We start from the raw sequence: 17,483 nt of genomic DNA, 5'->3' as shown, positions 1-17,483 counted from the left end.
GATCCCCCGCCCGCATATGCTTCCCGCAAATCGGAGAGGGATACCCATGCGCCGGCTCATGCCGCACAGCCTGCAAAGCAAGTTCTTTACCGGATTGTTCCTGCTCATGACGGGCCTGGTGGCCTTCTTCGCCGTGGGCCTGAACATCCATCTCAACCGTCTCATGGAGGGAGAGGCGAGGGAAAAGGCCTCGCTCATCCTGGCCCAGGTCGAGGCGGTGCAGCGTTACGTGCGCAACACCCTGCGCCCGGTCATGTACAAGACCCTGCCCAGCGACCAGTTCGTGCTCGAGGCCATGAGCGCCTCCTACGTGACCAGGGCGGTCATGAGCGACCCCAACCTGGAGCACGACAGCTTCGTCTACCGCCGCGTCACCGAGGGCGCGCGCAACCCCGACTCCGAGGCCAACGCCCTGGAACGCGAATTCATCGACCGCTTCCGGGCCGACCCCGAGCTGAAGCACCTGGAGGAGTTCCGGGAAACGGACGGCGAACGCTACTTCATCACGGTCTACGCCCAGCGCTACGACGCCTCCTGCATGCACTGCCACGGCGACCGGTCCGAGGCCCCGCACGAACTCATCGAACGCTACGGAGGCGAGCGCGGCTTCGGCAATCAGGTGGGCGGCCTGGCGGGCATCGACATGGTTCGGCTGAAGGTCGAACGCGACCTGGGGGGCATCCGCGACGCCACCCTGTCCTTCGCCCTGCTGTTCGCCATGGGCATCCTGGTTCAGTTCCTGATCATCCAGGGGTTCTTCCACCGCCTGGTGGTCCACAGCCTAAACCGGGTCACCGGGGTCATGCACCGCCTGTTCCCGGACGAGGCGCCCCTCCAGACCGAGCCGTTCCTGTCCCAACAGGACGAGATCGAGGGGCTGCTGCACGGCTTCGAGCTCTTTGCCGAACATCTGCGCCAGGCGCGCGTGGACCTCAAGGAATACGCCGCCACCCTGGAGGACAAGGTGGCCGAGCGCACCGTGGACCTGACCCGGCTGGCCGACGACCGCCGCGCCGACGTGGCCCTGTTCGTCTCGCTCCTGAACAGCCTGAACCAGAGCCAGACCAAGCAGGAGCTGCTCCTCGCCGGACTCGAACTCATCGCCCGGCGCTTCGGCGCGTCCAGGGCGAGCTACGTCTGCGTCCTGGCCGCCACGGACTACGCCTCCTGGCCGGACCCCGGCGTCCCGCCGGAACTGCCGGAGGACTGGCACGACCTGGTCACCGGGATCGAGCCCAGGATGGGCGACCTGTCCTGGCACATCCCGGTGCAGACCTCGGGCACCAGCCGGGGGCTCCTGAGCCTTTACTGGGACAAGCCGCGCGAGCGCTCGGACCGGCTGGTGGACCTGGCCCGGGCCATCGGCCAGCAGATGGGCATCGCCATGGAGAACATGGAGGCCCTGGACGGGCTCCTGACCCAGAACGCCCTGCTCTCCTCCCTGATCGAGGGCACCGCCGACCCGCTCATGCTCCTGGACGCGGGCGATGCCGTGCTCCTGGCCAACTCCCCGGCCGTGCGCCTGGCCGAGACCCTGGACGAGCCCGGACTCGCGAGCCTGCTGGACATAATCCAGGACGCCACCCGCGACACGGGCTGCGGCGAATTCGAGCTGCCGGACGGGCGCATCTTCCTGGCCCATCTCTACCCGCTCGAGGAGACCGGCGGCCGCCGCATCGTGGCCTCCCTCCGCGAAGTGACCATGGAGCGGCGCATAGAGGACCAGATGGTCCGCAACGAACGCATGGTCGCCGTGGGACAGCTCGCGGCCGGGCTGGCGCACGAGATCAACAACCCGCTGGGCGTCATCCTGTGCTACGCAGAACTCCTGGCCGCCTCGCAGAAGAATGGCCAGGCCCAGGCGGACCTGGCGGTGATCATCCGCCACACGGAAATGGCCCAGCGCGTGGTCCGCGACCTCCTGGACTTCAGCCGGCCGCGCCCCGTCTCCCTCGAACCCGGCGACCTGACCGCCATGGCCTCGGCCACGGTGGACCTGCTCCAGCCCAGGGCCAAGTCGTGCGGAGCGGAACTCCACCTGGAGGCCGCCACGGACATACCGCCGCTGCGGGCCAGCGACGACGCCCTTGAGCACATCCTGACCAACCTGATCATGAACGCCCTGGACGCGGTCAACGGCCTGGAGGAAAAGGAAGGACGCACGGGCGAGGTGCGCGTCATCATCGCCGCGGGCGACCGCTTCGCCGACATCACCGTGGCCGACAACGGAACCGGCATCCTGCCCGAACACCTCAACCGCGTGTTCGACCCCTTCTTCTCCACCAAGGAGGCGGGCAAGGGAACGGGGCTGGGCCTGTCCGTGATCTACAGCCTGATCCGCGATCTGGGCGGCGACATCGAGGTGGAAAACAGGCCCGGCGGCGGCGCGCTGTTCCGCGTGTTCCTGCCCCTGGCCGTCAAGGAGAACGAGGAAACCGAATGAGCCAGCGCATATTGATTGTTGACGATGAACCCGATTTCGCCCAGGGGTTGGCCCGGCTCATCGCCTCGGGCTTTCCCGAGGTGGAGATATCCCTGACGGGCGACGGGGCCGAGGCCCTGGAAATCCTGAAGTCGAGCGGCGTGGACCTCATGCTCTCGGACCTGCGCATGCCCCGGCTGAACGGCCAGGAGCTTCTGCACCGGGCCCTGGAGATCGAACCCGGCCTGACCGTGATCCTGGTCACCGGCTTCGGCAGCGTGGAGGCCGCCGTGACCGCGCTCAAGGCCGGGGCCTACGACTTCCTGACCAAGCCCGTCAAACGGGACGAGCTGTTGCGCTCGGTGCAGAAGGGCCTGGAACGCGGGCGGCTGCTCGGGGAGAACCGCGCCCTGCGCGCCCTGGCCGGACGCTGCGAATCCACCCTGGTGGGCAGGGCCCAGGCCATGTGCCGCCTCAAGGAGTCCATCGCCGCGGTGGCCGCCTCGGACTACAACGTGCTGATCTGCGGCGAATCCGGCACGGGCAAGGAACTCGTGGCCGGGAACATCCACCGCCTGAGCGGCCGGGCCAAGGGCCCCTTCGTGGCCGTGAACTGTCCGGCCATCCCGGAACAGCTGCTGGAGAGCGAACTCTTCGGCCACGTCAAGGGCGCCTTCACCGGGGCGGACAAGGCCCGCCAGGGGCTGTTCGTCTCGGCCTGCGGCGGCAGCATCCTGCTCGACGAGATCGGCGACATCTCCATGTCCATGCAGACCAAGCTCCTGCGCGTGCTCCAGGAGCGGGAGATCCGGCCCGTGGGGGGCAACGCGGCCGTCAAGGTGGACGTGCGCATCCTGGCCACCACCAACCGCAACCTGCCGGAACTCATCAGCGAGGGCGAGTTCCGCGAGGACCTGTTCTACCGCCTGAACGTGCTCACCGTGAACACCCCGCCCCTGAGGGAATCCCGCGAGGACATCCCGCGCATGGCCGCGCACTTCCTGAACCAGACCTGCCTGGAGATGCACCTGGCCCCCAAGACCCTGAGCCCGGAAGTACTCGCCTGCCTGTGCGAACGGCCGTGGCACGGCAACGTGCGCGAGTTGCAGAACACCGTCCGCCGCCTGACGGTCTTCTGCCCCGGCAACCAGGTGGAGATGGTCCATCTGCGGCTGGCCGAGGGCCGGCTGTCCGGTCCCAACGGGACATGGCCCGGCGGCGGGGAGACGGACGAGGGCGGCATCGACGCCTACAAGGAGGCCAAGGCGCGGGTGCTCAACGAATTCACCCGGAACTACCTGGAGCAGATTCTGGCCAGAACCGGCGGCAACATCTCGGAGGCGGCGCGCCTGGCCGGGCTTGAACGGGTCAGCCTGCAAAAGATCATCAAGCGGAACGGGGCGTCCTCCCCGACGGATTGAGCCGGAGCGCGGCCCGATCCCCGGCCGACGTGCCTGTCCTTTTTTTTGGTCACAATGGACCGCCGTGCGGACATTCGGGTTGACATTCCTGGCTCACGCCCCTACATGCCGCCCACATACGGCGAAGTTGCCGACGTCCACGCATCGAGGGAGGATGGGACATGACCCAGGAACAGGAAAAATGGACCGTTGAACGGTCCGAAAGACTCTATCGCGTCCGGGAATGGGGCGCGGGCTTTTTCGGCGTCTCCGAAAACGGGGATTTGCAGGTGACCGCCCGGCCCGACGACTTCTCCGAGGCGGTGTCCATCCCCGAGATCATCGCGGGCATCCAGGCGCGCGGCCTGGACATGCCGGTGCTGCTGCGCATCGAGAACCTCCTGGACACCCAGATCACCCTGCTCAACGAGAGCTTCCTCCAGGCCATGAAAAAGCTCGCCTACCGGGGGTCCTATCTCGGCGCGTACCCCATCAAGGTCAACCAGCAGCAACAGGTGGTCGAGGCCGTCACCCGCCACGGCCGCAGGTACCACCACGGGCTCGAGGCCGGGAGCAAGGCCGAACTCATCGCCGCCCTGGGCATGCACAACGACCCCGAGGCCGTGCTCGTGTGCAACGGCTACAAGGACGAGGAATTCGTGGACCTGGCCCTGCACGCCGTCCAGCTCGGCTTCCAGTGCGTGCTGGTCGTGGAGATGCCGAACGAACTGCCGCTGATCATCGAGCGCTCCAAGGCCCTGGGCGTCAAACCCATACTCGGCGTGCGCGCCAAACTCTCGTCCCAGGCCACGGGCCAGTGGGCGGAGTCCGGCGGCGACCGCTCCATCTTCGGCCTCAACGCCACCCAGATCATCGAGGTCATCGACCGCCTGGGCGAGGCGAACATGCTCGACTGCCTGCAACTGCTCCACTACCACCTGGGCTCGCAGATTCCGAACATCCGCGAGATCCGCGCGGGCGTGGCCGAGGCCAGCCGCATCTACGCGGGGCTGACGGCCGAGGGCGCGGGCATGCGCTACCTGGACCTGGGCGGCGGCCTGGCCGTGGACTACGACGGCACCCGGACCAGCCTGTCCAGCAGCCGCAACTACTCGGTCCACGAGTACTGCGCCGACGTCATCGAGGGGGTCATGACCGTGCTCGACGAGCAGGGAGTGGACCACCCGACCATCATCACCGAATCCGGCCGGGCCCTGGTGGCCTACTACTCCGTGCTCCTCCTGAACGTGGTCGATGCCGCGCGGTTCGAGCCCGAGCCCCTGCCCGAAGCCCTGCCCGAGGACACCAACATCCACATCCGGCACCTGCACGAGACCATGCTTGCCCTGACCCGCGACAACGTCCAGGAGAGCTTCAACGACGCCCTCTACTACCGGGACGAGGTCCGCCAGGCCTTCAACCAGGGGATCATCTCCTTCCGCGAGCGCGCCCTGGGCGAAAACGTCTTCTGGCTGACCGTGCGGACCATTGCGGCCCTGACCCGGAACCTGCCCAGCCTGCCCCTGGAGCTGGAGGGCCTGGCCCGCACCCTGTCGGACATCTACTACTGCAATTTCAGCGTGTTCCAGTCCCTGCCCGATGCCTGGGCCATCCATCAGCTCTTCCCGGTCATGCCCGTGCACCGGCTGGACGAGGAGCCCGCCCGCGAGGGGTCCCTGGCCGACATCACCTGCGACTGCGACGGCAAGATCGACCGCTTCATCGAGGGCGCGGGGGTCAACCGGACCATGGCCCTGCACGCCCTCAAGCCGCTGGAGGAGTACTACCTCGGCGTCTTCCTGGTGGGCGCGTACCAGGAGACCCTGGGCGACCTGCACAACCTGTTCGGCGACACCAACGTGGTCACGGTCCGGATTCTCGAAAACGGCAAGTACGACTTTGTCGGCGAACTCGAGGGCGACACCGTTGAGGACGTCCTGTCCTACGTGGAATACGACACCAAGGCGTTGCTGACCCGCTTCCGCGAGACCGCCGAGGCCAGCGTGCGCAAGGGGCTGATCACCCCGGCCCAGCGGCGGGAAATCCTTCAGGCCTACCGCAACGGCCTGCACGGCTACACCTACCTCGAACGGTAGGCGCGCCGCCTCCCCGACCCCAAAAAATAGCAGCCCCGGACACGGTATGATGTCCGGGGCTGCGGCTTCATGCGCCTGTCCAGCGGGCGACAGGGGGCGCTATCCTCGAAGGGTGAGGCGCATGCGGGCCCGATCGGGAGATCATTCGGATGGTCTTGCTTACTCCCTGCCCGCTTCGGCAATGACCTTGACGTCGGCGTCCCGGGTGTATTCGGCCCCGGCGTCGGCGTCGTAACAGGTCAGTCCGCATCGCAGGCAGCGGCTCGCCTCCTTCCGAGCCGTTTCGTAGGTGATGGAACCGGCCACTTCCTCCTTGAAGGTGTGCTTCCGCTCCTCCACGCTGACCAGAGGTTCTTGGACCCTGGGGATGGAGTATGTTACGTGCATGTCCTTGAGAATCGATTCCGGGATGACCTGGACCTGCTGATTGTCCGGTTCCGGCACCGTTCCCTGGGTGACGTAGAAGTGGATGGAGCGTGCGGCACGGCGTCCGTCGGACACCGCCTGTATGAGGATGTTGCGGCCGGTGTGGACTTCTCCGCCCACGAACACGTTGGGGATGTCGGTTTGCAACGTGGTCGGGTTTGCACTGATCCCACCGGTCTTCTTATCAATCTTGAAGAGAGGCTTGCCGTCGGCGTCGCGCAGCAGGCTGTCGTCCACCAGACGGTCGGTGGCCGCGATAACCATGTCGGCAGCCACGAAGGACTTGGTCCCGGCGACGGGGTTGGGGCCGCCCTTGGCCTTTTCCGGGTCGTCGTAGGCCAGGTCGCAATAGGTCACGCCGCACACGGCCCCGTCCTCGGCCACCAGGCCGATGGGCGCGGTCATGTAGCGAAGGTCGGCTCCGATCTCCACGGCGCGCTGGATCTCCTCCTTGTTGGCGGACATCTTGCGCTGGATGCTCGGCACCAGGGCGATGGCCGTGGCGCCGAGGCGGATGGCGCTGCGGACCACGTCCATGGCGGTGTTGCTGCCGCCCACCACGACCACGGTCTTGCCGCGCAGGTCGGTATATTCCCGGCCCACGCCGTAGAGGAAGGAGATGGCGTCCAGCACGCCCTCGGCGTTGTCGTTCTCGATGCCGAGCGGGGGCACCTTCCAGGCGCCCGTGGCGATGAAGACCGCCTCGAACCCCTCCTTCTCAAGGTCGGCCAGGGTCACGTCCCGGCCGAAGGCCACGCCGGTGCGGGTCTCCACGCCGAGGTTAAGGATGGTCTGGACCTCCCAGTCCACGACCTTCTTGGGCAGCCGGTATTCCGGGATGACGCCGCGCATCATGCCGCCGATGTGCTGACGCTTCTCGAAGATGACCGGCTCATGCCCCACGCGGCGCAGGAAGTAGGCGCAGGACAGCCCGGCGGGACCGCCGCCGATGATGGCCACCTTGTGGCCGCTGGGCGGATTGCAGTGCAGGACCACGCGGGTCCCCGAATGCATCTCCCAGTCCGCCACGTACCGTTGCAGGGTGTGGATGGCCACGCCCTCGTCCACGATCTTGCGCCGGCAGATGTTTTCGCACGGGGCCGGACAGACGCGGCCCACGATGAGCGGCAACGGGTTGTGCTCCTTGATGGTCAGAAGCGCGCCGCGCATGTCGCCCTGCTTGAGCTGCTGGACGTAGCGGCGCACGTTGATCTGGGCCGGGCACTTCTGCATGCACGGGGCCAGGCAGTCGTCGGTCTGGTTGAGGTGCAGGAGCACGCTGGTCACGCTGGAGATGCGGATGGCCCCGGTGGGGCACGCCTCGGCGCACTTGCCGCAGGACCGGCAGGCGTTCCAGTCCACCACGGGCAGTCCCGCGTCGCTCAACCGAATGGCGTTGAACGAACAGACCTTGACGCAGGTGCCGAGCCCGATGCAGCCGATGCCGCAGGACTTCTCGCCGCCGTAGAGCAGCGCCTCGGCGCGGCAGTCCTCCACGCCCTTGTAGTCGAACAGCAGGTTGGCCCGGGAGCCGCCGCTGCATATGTTCGTGGCCACCTTGGGCTCCTTGAACTGCACCTCGGCCCCCATGATCCCGGCGATGCGCGCCGAGGTCTCCAGGTTGGCCACCACGCAGACCTCGGGCGGAGCGTCGCCGCTGACCACGGCCGCGGCCGCCGCCGAGCAGCCCGGATAGCCGCAGCCGCCGCAGTTGGCGCCGGGCAGGCAGGCTTCGACCCTGGCCACGCGGGGGTCCTCCTTGACGTAGAGAATCCGGGAGGCCACGGCCAGAATGGCGGCCGCCGTCAACCCCAGAAGAAACAGAACCAATATGGATGAGGCTACCATAATCTCGTCCTTGTGCTTGTACGGTTACGCGGCCATGCCCTGGAAGGCGAGGAAGACCAGCGACATGATGCCCGCCGTGATGAGCGCCACCGGAATACCGCGGAAGACCACCGGCACCGGGGAGACGTCGAGCCGCTCCCGGATGGCGGAGATGATGACCAGGGCGATGAGGAAGCCGACTCCAGAGGCAAGGGAGAAGGCCATCGCCTTGACGAACGAATAGTTGCTGCGCTGGACCATGATGGCCACGCCCATGACCGCGCAGTTGGTGGTGATCAGGGGCAGGAACAGACCGAGCGAGGCATGCAGGGGCGGGATGACCTTCTTCAGGAACAGTTCCACGAACTGGACCAGGGAGGCGATGACCAGGATGAACACGATGGTCTGGAGGTAGCCGATGCCATAGGGGGTCAGCACGTAATGCTGGAGGGGCCAGGTGAAGGCCGTGGCCATGAGCAGGACGAAGATGACCGCCGCGCCCATGCCGATGGCCACGTCCGTGGACTTGGACGTGCCCATGAACGGGCAGGTGCCCAGATACTGGACCAGGACGATGTTGTTGATGAAGATGGCCGAGATGAACAGCATGAAGTAATCCATGATCTACCTCTCCCTCTTGGCCGTGATGCACAGGTTGCAGCCCGCGCAGGACGCGCAGGCCGTGTTCTGCGGCTCGGTTTCCGGCTCGCCCTTGCGGCGGCTCAGGTAACGGTTGAGCGCGTTCATGCTCGCCAGGATCAGTCCCAGGCAGACGAAGGCGCCGGGGGCCATGACCATGAAGTGGGCGGGCTGGAAGGAGTCCCAGGCCACCGGCACGCCGAAGACGGTGCCGTTGCCGAACCCTTCGCGCAGCGCGCCCAGGAAGGTCAGGGACATGGTGAAGCCGAGCCCCATGCCCAGGCCGTCGGCGATGGACGGCAGGACGGGATTCTTGGAGGCGAAGGCCTCGGCCCGGCCCAGGATGATGCAGTTGACCACGATGAGCGGCACGAAGATGCCGAGCCGCTGATACAGGGAGTAGGTGTAGGCCTGCATGAGCAGTTCCACGGCCACCACCAGGGAGGCCGCGATGACGATGAAGCAGGCGATGCGCACCTTGGACGGAATGACCTTGCGCAGGCCCGAGATGATGGCGTTGGACAGGGTCAGGACGAAGAGCACGGCCATGCCCATGCCGAACCCGTTCTCCGCCGTGGAGGTCACGGCCAGGGTCGGGCACAGCCCGAGGACCACGCGGAACGGCGGCAGCTCGTCCCACAACCCCTTGAGGAATTCCTTCTTGAGGGAAGCACTCATTGTATCGCTCTCCTTAGGACGCCGGCCAGAGGTCGGCGATTTGCGGCTTGATGCCCTTGTACAGGTCGAGGGCCTTGCGCACCGCGTCCACCGCGCCGGTGGACGAATAGGTCGCCCCGGCCACGGCGTCGATGTCGCCGTCCTTGGAGCTCAGGGCCATGGAGTCGAGCTTGTGGCCCTTGAACTGCTTGAGGAAGGCGGGCTTCATGATGCGCGTGCCCACGCCCGGGGTCTCGGTCTGGGTGGTGACGCCGATGCCGATGAGCCGGTCCGCGTCCACGTCGAAGCCGACCATGACCCCGACGTCCCCGGAGTAGCCGGGGGCGAAGGTCTCGAAGGCCACGCCCACGAGCTTGCCCGCGCGGCGGGCCGGGAACACGGTCACCCCGTCCACGATCTTGCGCTCGGCGATGGGGTCGTTGTCGCACCCGGCGAGCACGGTCATCAGGGCCGGGCCCTGGACGTTGACAAGCACCTGTTGTTCGATCTTGTCCTTGGTGGCTCGCTTCAGGTTGACCAGCAGGGTCCCGGAGGCGGCGCAGATGAGCGACAGAACCACGATCATATTGATGATTTCACGCATGATTATCTGACTCCGAAGAACTTGGGACGGAGGCGGTCCAACAGCGGGCTGAGCAGGTTCGCCACCATGATGGCGAAGGGCACGCCGTCGGGGTACACCCCGTACACGCGGATGATCACGACCATGGCTCCGGCGATGAGGCCGAACACGGTCTGGGGAATCTTGCCGACCGGGCTGGAGGCCGCGTCAGGCGCCAGGAAGAAGGCCCCGAACACGGTGCTGCCCGCCAGCAGGTGGAACATGGGATCGGCGTAGACCGTGGGGTCGATGGCCCAGTACACGGTCGCCGTGCCCGCCACGCCGATGAGGAAGCCCACCGGGATGAACAGGCGGATCCAGCGGGCGGCGAGCAGGAAAATGCCGCCCGCGGCCAGGGCCATGACCTGTGACGAACCCAGGCCGCCGAGCTGCCGCCCGGTGAACAGGTCCATGTAGTCGAACTGGAGGAGGCTGCCCACTCCGAAATGCATGAGCTGATCCACTGGGCTGTTGGCCACGTAGTTCGCCAGGTTGAGGTCAATGTCCATGGCCGCGGGCCAGGAGAAACGACACACGGCCCAGGCCACCAGCGGGGCGCAGACCGGGTTGCAGCCGAAGCCGCCGAAAACGGTGCGCCCCAGGGCGATGGTCAGGATGCCACCGATGGCCACCAGCCACCACGGCGCGGTGACCGGGAGCAGGAAGGCGAAGAGCACGCCCGCGTAAAGGGCCGAATAATTGTCCACGTCCACGTCCCGCTTCTGGAGGCGCAGACAGACCACTTCGGTGAGCACCGCCGCGGTCCCGGCCAGGCCGATCACCGAGATGGCGCGGTAGCCGTACATGATCACCGCCGTGACCACGGCCGGAAGCAGGGCCAGCAGGTGCGCCTGCATCATGCCCTGGATGGTCCGCCCGCTACGCCAGTGCGGCGGCGGCGAAACCGTCAGCCTGAGCGATACGTCGGACATTGCTTTGAGAATGGGAGGATTCATATTGTTCATCATCCTTGTGTTGTCGAACTTCGTGATTGTTCCCCGTACCGGCTCAGGCCTGGGCCCCCTGCCCCTTGGCCTTGAGCTGCGCCTTGGCGAAGCGGATGTATTGGAGCAGCGGCCGTCGGGCGAAGCAGTTGAAGGCGCACAAACCGCACTCGAAACAGCTGTTCAGGCCGTACCGCTCGGCCTCCTCGAACCGTTCGTACTCGGCGCAACGGCTGATGAGGTGCGGCTGGACCCTGGCCGGGCATTGCAGGACGCACTCCCCGCAGTTGATGCAGGCCGCGTCCTGGACCGCCGGGATGGCGTCCGAAGAGGTGATGAACAGGCCGTAGTCGGTCTTCTTGACCCCCTCGTCCAGGCTGTAGATGGCCTCGCCCCGGAAGGGCCCGCCCAGGACGATGGAGTCGCCGGGGTGGGTCTCCAGGCCGAGGACAGTCAGGATGTGCCGCACGGGCGTGCCGATGGGCACCCGGTAATTGTTCCCGGCGATGGTCATCAATGTCTCGGTGATGGGCAGCCCGGTCAGGCTCACCCGGCCCAGGTCGTAGAGGTCCATGACGTTCATGACCCGGGTGTCCTCGGGAAATTCCCGGCCGGTCACGGCCCGGACCACCAGGGCGTCCAGGGAGTACGGGTACTTGGCCCGGACCTGTACGCTCTCGGCGCCGGGGATGGTCACCTCGTCGCCCTTGGGCACGGCCAGGACCGTGCGGTTGGGCGAGAGCAGCCTGCGGGCCAGGGCCAGACCCGCGGCCAGTTCCTCGCGGCCGTCCCGCAGGAGTTGCTGGGCCACGGACACGCCCGGTTCCGGGTTCAGGCCGTTGATGACCAGGACCTCGGCCTTGCCCGAGAGCTGGCTCACGCCCACGCCGAGTCCCTGGAGGACGCGCAGCAGTTCCGCGCCCTTGCCCATGGAATTGACGTCCACGGGGGGAACGACGTCATCGCCGCCCGTGCAGTTCACGATCAGGCTGTGGTAGTTGACGCCCGTGACCTTGCCGCCCACCGCCGCGTGGTAGGCCCCGCCGCCCGGGGCGGGATGTTCGGCGATGATCTCGCCCTTGGTCAGGACGCTGCCTTTCTTGGTCTTGACGACGAGATTGCGCACCTGAAAGTGCAACTCTTCCGGGAGCGCCATGTCGCGGATGGAATTGGTCAGCTCCAAATCAAGTGAATAACGTATCTTGAGCATGGATTACCTCGCGTGACACTGGTAGCAGGCGTCGTCGCCGTAGGGACCGCCGTTTTCCTCGTGACATCCCATGCACAGGGAGTGGAAGGCCTCGCCCCGTGTGGGAATGGACTCGACGTCCGGCCATTGGTCTTCGGGCAGGGGGCCGGCGGGCACGCCGTCATGGCAGCGCAGGCAGGCCTTCTGATCCGAAAACGCCTTGGGATGATTGAGGCGGAACTGCTCGTCGAACTCCGCCGGATGGCACGCCCCGCACGGCAGGTAGCTTTCGCCCTCAACGCCGTCATGGTGGCAGTCCACACAGTCGCCCCCGTACTCCACGGCGTGCGCCTGGTGGGCGAACACGATCCGGCCACCGGTGTTGTCCAGGATGACCCGAGCCGGGACTTCCTGTTTTTCCATCGGTATGGCGTAGCCGACCACTGCCCCCGCGAACAGGAGCGCAACGATGGCTGATATGATGAAATATCTGTTCTGCAACTGGCCAATCCTCACTCGAAAAAGGGTTTTACACACGCGGGATTTGCTCCCGTCTTTTTTTCGCCCGGCTTCATTCCCACGTTTAGATTGATTAGTCAATCAATTTGCCAAAGAGCAGAAAGCATGCCATCCGCCACAGTATTGCCCCAGACGGGAAAAATAATTCTATCTACTCGTTATAATGAAACTTTTTTTTGCAATCGAAATGCTGTGGCCAGAGAAAAAATCTCGCAAACCTGTTTCGGATCGCCCTTCCCCATCCAGTGAAGGTGGATTGAGAAGCAGGCAAAGCGTCCCTCCCGGACAATGTCTCCGGCCTCCACCACTACGGTGTGTATATAATAATATCCAATATCACTATTATGTTATGTACAATTTCAGATGTGGAAAGTCGTATTTGCCGGATCGCCGCTCGCCATCTCGCAATACGATGAATCGCGCAAAACAGGGGCCGCCCCACTGACGCGGGCCGACCGGGGAAAAATTCCCCGGTCGGCCCATTTATCCAATCTTTTCTATGCGGGTTGCCGCGCACAATGACCGACGAACGGGACCGGAACATGGCCGGAAAGGCGGAAAACCGGGGCACCGGGACAGCGGCCACAGCCGAAAATCATGAAAAAAGGGACGCGCGAAACAGGTTCGCGCGTCCCTTTTTCATGGCCGGCCGCAGTTGCGTCAGCTGGGCATCTGCGGCTTGTTCAGGACCACCAGAAGGAATTCGCCCAGGTGCTGGGCGGTGTTGATGAAGCTCATGACCTGGAAGTAGCGGCGCACCTCGAAGCGCTCGATAACGCCCTGTTCGCGCAGTTCGATGAACCGCTTCTCCACCCCGTCCACGGCCTTGGCCAGAGGATGGGGATCGTAGTGGACGCCCCGGCCGATGGCCCGCAGGGCGTCGGCGATTCCCTGGGCCAACTGGGTCAGCTCCGGGGCCATGATGATGTCGAAGCCGTCGCCCTCCACCTCGTTGAGCAGGCTCGGCGTGGACTGGATCCGCTCGACCACGGAGTTGAGCGTGTTGACCTGGAGGGCGAGGAGGTCCATGTCGTCGCGGAAGACGCGCCGCTCGGTGGCGTAGACCTTGTTGTACAGCTCCCGGTTGGCCTGGACCTCGCGGGCCAGGTCGAAAAACAGATCCGGGTCGGTCCTGCGCTGGAGATGCAGGAAGTTGTCCATGATCAGCAGGAAGTTGTCCGCCACCTGGTCGTACTGTTTGCGCAGCCGTTCCAGGAGGACCGAGGTGGTCCTGTTGGGCCAGACCGCCAACGAGACCGCAAAGGCGCAGAGCACGCCGATGCCGATCTCGGCCACCCGGAACAGGGAGTATTCGATGCGGTGCTCCTCGTGCAGGCTGGACAGGAAGACGATGGCCAGGGTGATGGCCGCCATGCGGTAGCGGGCGTCGTAGCGCGTCAGGTAGGCGCAGATGCCCGTGCCCACGAACACGGCGATGAGGGTGTAGAAAGGGGTCGGCGGGAAGATGAGGATCATCAGGATGCCCATGCCCGCGCCGATGGCCGTTCCGGTGAACCGGTACAGGCACATCTGGATGGAGTCGGCCACGTGCATCTGCATGACGATGACCGTGGTGATGACCGCCCAGTATCCGTAGGGAAGTCCGATCCAGCCCGCCGCCAGATAGGCCAGGACGCTGGCCAGGCCGACCTTGAGCCCGTGCCGGACGTGACTGCTGATGAGTTTTTCCGCGTTGAAAGCCATGCTGCGCCTTTGGGGTAACTGTATGCCGACCATACCCGTATGAACGGGCAGGTCAACGCCGACCGGCCCTTTCGCATAAAGGACCGGGCCGGGTCAACCCCGAAGTTGCGCACCCGAGGGCCGGGAGAGGCTATTCGCCCTGCTTGGCCATCCCTTCGAAGCGCTTGAGCTTTTCGCGCAGGGTCTTGCGGTTGATACCGAGGATTTCGGCCGCGCGGGTCTTGTTGTCGCTGGTCATGACCAGGACGTTGCGGATGTGTTCGAGCTCCACTTCCTCCAGCGTCCGGTTGACGCTGCCCTCGCGCGGCAGGCTGAAGCGCATGGTCTCGGGCAGGTCCGTGATGCCGATGGTGTCGTGGTCCACGATGACCACCAGGCGCTGGATCAGATTCTCCAGCTCGCGGACGTTGCCGGGCCAGTCGTAGCGCCGCAGGGCCTGGAGGGCCTCGTCCGTGAGGGTCGGCGGCTGGCGGTGCATGCCCCTGGAGAACTCGGCCAGGAAATGGTTGATGAGCACGAGCAGGTCGTCCCCGCGCTCGGACAGGGGCGGCACGTGGATGTCGATGACGTTGATGCGGTAGAAGAGGTCCTCGCGGAAGGTGCCCTCATCGACCATGCGCCGCAGGTCCTTGTGGGTGGCGGCCAGGATGCGCACGTCCACGGTCCGGACGATGCTCGACCCCACCTTGCAGAACTCCTTGGACTGAAGGACCCGCAGGAGCTTGGCCTGCATGGTCGGGCTGGCGTCGCCGATCTCGTCCAGGAAGATGGACCCGCCGTTGGCCACCTCGAAAAAGCCCGCCCTGGACTCCTTGGCCCCGGTGAAGGCCCCCTTGACGTGGCCGAAAAGTTCGCTCTCGACCAGGCTGTCCGGGATGGCCGTGCAGTTGACCGGCACGAAGGACGCGGTCCGCCGGTCGCTGTTGTAGTGCACGGCCCTGGCCACCAGCTCCTTGCCGGTGCCGGACTCGCCGCTGATGAGCACGTTGGCGTCCGAGGCGGCGGCCTTGCCGATGCGCTGGAACACGTTCTCCATCTCCGGCGAGGTGCCGATGATGCCGAAATTGTCGGGCGGCGTGTCGGCCGAGGAAAGCACCCGCCTGCGCTGCAACCGCTCCACGATGCGCCCCACGGACGAGAGCAGCTCCTCGGTGGTGAACGGCTTGGCCAGGTACTCCCCGGCCCCGTCCTTGATGGCCTCCACCGCTCCGGGGATGGACGGGTAGCCGGTTATCATCATGATTTCCACGTCCGGCAGGTTGGCCCGCACGTGCTTGATCAGGTCCAGGCCCGAGGCCGCCGGCATGCGGTAGTCGGTGATGACCAGGTCGATGACCACGTCCTCGAGCAGGGCCACGGCCTCGTCCACCCGGCCGCAGGTGAAGACGTCGTAGCCCGCGGGCACGAGATTGCGCTTGAGCACTTCCAGGGTCGATTTGCTGTCGTCCACGGCCAGTATGCGGATATTCCTGCTCATGCCTCATCCTCCGGGGCGCGCAGATGGCAGGGCAAGGCGACCTCCACCCTGGTCCCCGCATCCGGCGAGCTTTCCACCTGAATGAATCCCCCGTGGGCCTTGACGATGCCGTGGATCACGGACAGTCCCAGACCCGACCCCTGGTCCACGTCCTTGGTGGTGAAAAACGGGGTGAAGATCATCTTCAGAACGTCCGGGGTCATGCCGGGCCCGGTGTCCTCCACCACGAGGTAGGCGTCGTTCTCGTGGTTGATGGTCCGGATGGTCACGGTGCCGCCCTCGGTCATGGCCTGGATGGCGTTGACCACCAGGTTGACGACCACCTGCTTCATGTGCTGCGGATCGGCCAGAATCTTCGGCAGGCTGCGGTCGAAGTCGCGGACGATCTCGATGTCCCCGCGCCGGGCCCCGGACTCGGTGATGCGCAGGGCCTGCTCCACGGTCTCGTTGAAGTCGATGAACGCGGGCTGGGGCGGCAGCTGGCGCCCGAAGAACATGAGCTTGCGGATGATCTCCCGGGCGTGCAGGGAGGAGTCCACGATGTTGTTCAGGTCCGTGGTCACCTGCTCGGGCAGGCCGGGGGTCTGGAGGGCCAGTTCGGCGAACCCGAGGATGTTGGCCAGGGGCTCGTTGATCTCGTGGGCCACTCCGGCCGAGAACTGGCCGATCTTGGCCAGCCGGTCCGACTGCCTGAGCTGGCGTTCCAGCTCCTGCTTGGCCAGCCTGGTCTCCCGCTTGGAGACCAGAATGACCACCTGCTGGACCACGGTGGTAAACAGGTCGCGCTCGTCCTCCAGGAAGCCGGGCCGGGCCGCGTCGTCGCGCACGGCCACGCTGAGGGACCCCCGCTTCTCGTTGTTGATGACGATGTCGGACTTGAGCATGTGGTCGCTGTCCTCGAAGCCGGGGGTCTGGAAAATCTTGTGCCCGAGGCGGAGCCGGGCGTAGGTCATCTCCGGGTTCTGGAAGGCCGCCGGAAGGAGCTCCACCACCTGGTTCAGGAGGTCGTCCATGGACCGATGGATCTCGCCCATGAGCTGGCTCAGGGAATAGAGGCAGTTCAGTTCCTTGTTGCGCTCGAGCAGGGTGAAGCGCTCGCGCAGCAGCCCCTTTTCGCGCAGGACCAGGTCGGTCACGTCCTGGCCCACGCACAGCAGGCTGACCACCTCGCCGTTGGAGTCGGTCAGCGGCTTGAGGTTCCAGTTGACGTAGACAGTGTCCCCGTCCTTGGCCCGGATGCGCCCGGCAAAGGCGGTCACGCCCCGGCCGTGGACGCCCTCCAGCAGGGCCCGGCGGGCCATGTCCCGCTCGTCCCTGGGGATGAAGACCTCGAACCAGTCGCGGCCCGCCAGTTCCTGAAGATGATAGCCGGAGAGGTGTTCCAGCTCGGAGTTCCCGTGGATGATCCCCCCGTCCAGATCGAGCGAGACCACGATGCCGTGGGTCAGCTCCATGACGGTGTCGTAATAATTCTGGAGATTCATGCACGCTTCCTCATTCGGAGAAAATATAATCATTTCGGCCAGGAGTAAACCCTTGTGGATCGGGGGGCGCGATCCGG

The 17,483-nt window shown here is 65.6% G+C and carries 13 protein-coding genes; 3 read left to right on the top strand and 10 right to left on the bottom strand.

What is annotated here, in order from left to right; translation table 11 throughout:
- Positions 1–46: 46 nt before the first annotated feature.
- From DND132_RS00915 to speA, 3 genes are all read left to right on the top strand, one after another.
- The gene (locus DND132_RS00915; RefSeq protein ID WP_014320827.1) at positions 47–2,443 is read left to right on the top strand and encodes a c-type heme family protein; all 2,397 of its coding nucleotides are present in this window, start codon (positions 47–49) and stop codon (positions 2,441–2,443) included.
- Entirely contained in the window at positions 2,440–3,843 is a 1,404-nt protein-coding gene (locus DND132_RS00910) for a sigma-54-dependent transcriptional regulator (RefSeq protein ID WP_014320826.1), read from the top strand. The genes DND132_RS00915 and DND132_RS00910 overlap by 4 nt, the downstream gene beginning before the upstream one ends.
- 161 nt (positions 3,844–4,004) lie before the next feature.
- The gene (gene speA, locus DND132_RS00905; RefSeq protein WP_014320825.1) at positions 4,005–5,918 is read left to right on the top strand and encodes a biosynthetic arginine decarboxylase; all 1,914 of its coding nucleotides are present in this window, start codon (positions 4,005–4,007) and stop codon (positions 5,916–5,918) included.
- A gap of 159 nt (positions 5,919–6,077) precedes the next feature.
- Here the strand turns inward: speA and DND132_RS00900 are convergent, their stop codons facing one another.
- From DND132_RS00900 to DND132_RS00855, 10 genes are all read right to left on the bottom strand, one after another.
- Positions 6,078–8,192 (bottom strand): FAD-dependent oxidoreductase, encoded by a 2,115-nt coding sequence (locus DND132_RS00900; protein ID WP_014320824.1) that lies wholly within the window; start codon positions 8,190–8,192, stop codon positions 6,078–6,080.
- 24 nt (positions 8,193–8,216) lie between these two features.
- Positions 8,217–8,792: an electron transport complex protein RnfA gene (locus DND132_RS00895; protein WP_014320823.1), complete on the bottom strand. Its 576-nt coding sequence runs from the start codon at positions 8,790–8,792 to the stop codon at positions 8,217–8,219.
- A 3-nt stretch (positions 8,793–8,795) separates the two neighbouring features.
- Positions 8,796–9,488 (bottom strand): electron transport complex subunit RsxE, encoded by a 693-nt coding sequence (gene rsxE / locus DND132_RS00890; RefSeq protein ID WP_014320822.1) that lies wholly within the window; start codon positions 9,486–9,488, stop codon positions 8,796–8,798.
- Between the two features lie 13 nt (positions 9,489–9,501).
- Positions 9,502–10,071, bottom strand: a complete 570-nt coding sequence (gene rnfG / locus DND132_RS00885) for an RnfABCDGE type electron transport complex subunit G (RefSeq protein WP_014320821.1) — start codon at positions 10,069–10,071, stop codon at positions 9,502–9,504.
- Positions 10,072–10,073: 2 nt separating this feature from the next.
- On the bottom strand, positions 10,074–11,045 hold the full coding sequence (locus DND132_RS00880; RefSeq protein WP_014320820.1) for an RnfABCDGE type electron transport complex subunit D: 972 nt from the start codon (positions 11,043–11,045) through the stop codon (positions 10,074–10,076).
- 52 nt (positions 11,046–11,097) lie between these two features.
- Positions 11,098–12,243, bottom strand: a complete 1,146-nt coding sequence (locus tag DND132_RS00875) for an electron transporter RnfC (RefSeq protein ID WP_014320819.1) — start codon at positions 12,241–12,243, stop codon at positions 11,098–11,100.
- A 3-nt stretch (positions 12,244–12,246) separates the two neighbouring features.
- Complete coding sequence (locus DND132_RS00870) at positions 12,247–12,723, bottom strand: cytochrome c3 family protein (RefSeq protein WP_041915643.1); 477 nt, start codon at positions 12,721–12,723, stop codon at positions 12,247–12,249.
- Between the two features lie 678 nt (positions 12,724–13,401).
- A complete protein-coding gene (locus DND132_RS00865; protein WP_014320817.1) occupies positions 13,402–14,445 on the bottom strand; it encodes an FUSC family protein in 1,044 nt (347 codons plus the stop codon).
- 130 nt (positions 14,446–14,575) lie between these two features.
- Positions 14,576–15,922: a sigma-54-dependent transcriptional regulator gene (locus tag DND132_RS00860; protein WP_014320816.1), complete on the bottom strand. Its 1,347-nt coding sequence runs from the start codon at positions 15,920–15,922 to the stop codon at positions 14,576–14,578.
- On the bottom strand, positions 15,919–17,406 hold the full coding sequence (locus DND132_RS00855; RefSeq protein ID WP_014320815.1) for a PAS domain-containing sensor histidine kinase: 1,488 nt from the start codon (positions 17,404–17,406) through the stop codon (positions 15,919–15,921). The genes DND132_RS00860 and DND132_RS00855 overlap by 4 nt, the downstream gene beginning before the upstream one ends.
- Positions 17,407–17,483 lie beyond the last annotated feature (77 nt).

It is taken from the genome of Pseudodesulfovibrio mercurii, assembly GCF_000189295.2.
Taxonomy (GTDB): Bacteria; Desulfobacterota; Desulfovibrionia; order Desulfovibrionales; family Desulfovibrionaceae; genus Pseudodesulfovibrio; species Pseudodesulfovibrio mercurii.
The sequence above is the reverse complement of the archived record's forward strand: the minus strand, read 5'-3'. Positions and strand labels throughout refer to the sequence as shown.

Bases quoted from the DNA above. Each gene is read 5' to 3' on its own strand.
- rnfG (WP_014320821.1), bottom strand. From the start codon at position 10,071: ATGCGTGAAATCATCAATATGATCGTGGTTCTGTCGCTCATCTGCGCC.
- DND132_RS00895 (WP_014320823.1), bottom strand. From the start codon at position 8,792: ATGGATTACTTCATGCTGTTCATCTCGGCCATCTTCATCAACAACATC.
- DND132_RS00880 (WP_014320820.1), bottom strand. From the start codon at position 11,045: ATGAATCCTCCCATTCTCAAAGCAATGTCCGACGTATCGCTCAGGCTG.
- DND132_RS00865 (WP_014320817.1), bottom strand. From the start codon at position 14,445: ATGGCTTTCAACGCGGAAAAACTCATCAGCAGTCACGTCCGGCACGGG.
- DND132_RS00860 (WP_014320816.1), bottom strand. From the start codon at position 15,922: ATGAGCAGGAATATCCGCATACTGGCCGTGGACGACAGCAAATCGACC.
- DND132_RS00855 (WP_014320815.1), bottom strand. From the start codon at position 17,406: ATGAATCTCCAGAATTATTACGACACCGTCATGGAGCTGACCCACGGC.
- DND132_RS00875 (WP_014320819.1), bottom strand. From the start codon at position 12,243: ATGCTCAAGATACGTTATTCACTTGATTTGGAGCTGACCAATTCCATC.
- DND132_RS00910 (WP_014320826.1), top strand. From the start codon at position 2,440: ATGAGCCAGCGCATATTGATTGTTGACGATGAACCCGATTTCGCCCAG.
- speA (WP_014320825.1), top strand. From the start codon at position 4,005: ATGACCCAGGAACAGGAAAAATGGACCGTTGAACGGTCCGAAAGACTC.
- DND132_RS00900 (WP_014320824.1), bottom strand. From the start codon at position 8,192: ATGGTAGCCTCATCCATATTGGTTCTGTTTCTTCTGGGGTTGACGGCG.
- rsxE (WP_014320822.1), bottom strand. From the start codon at position 9,488: ATGAGTGCTTCCCTCAAGAAGGAATTCCTCAAGGGGTTGTGGGACGAG.
- DND132_RS00915 (WP_014320827.1), top strand. From the start codon at position 47: ATGCGCCGGCTCATGCCGCACAGCCTGCAAAGCAAGTTCTTTACCGGA.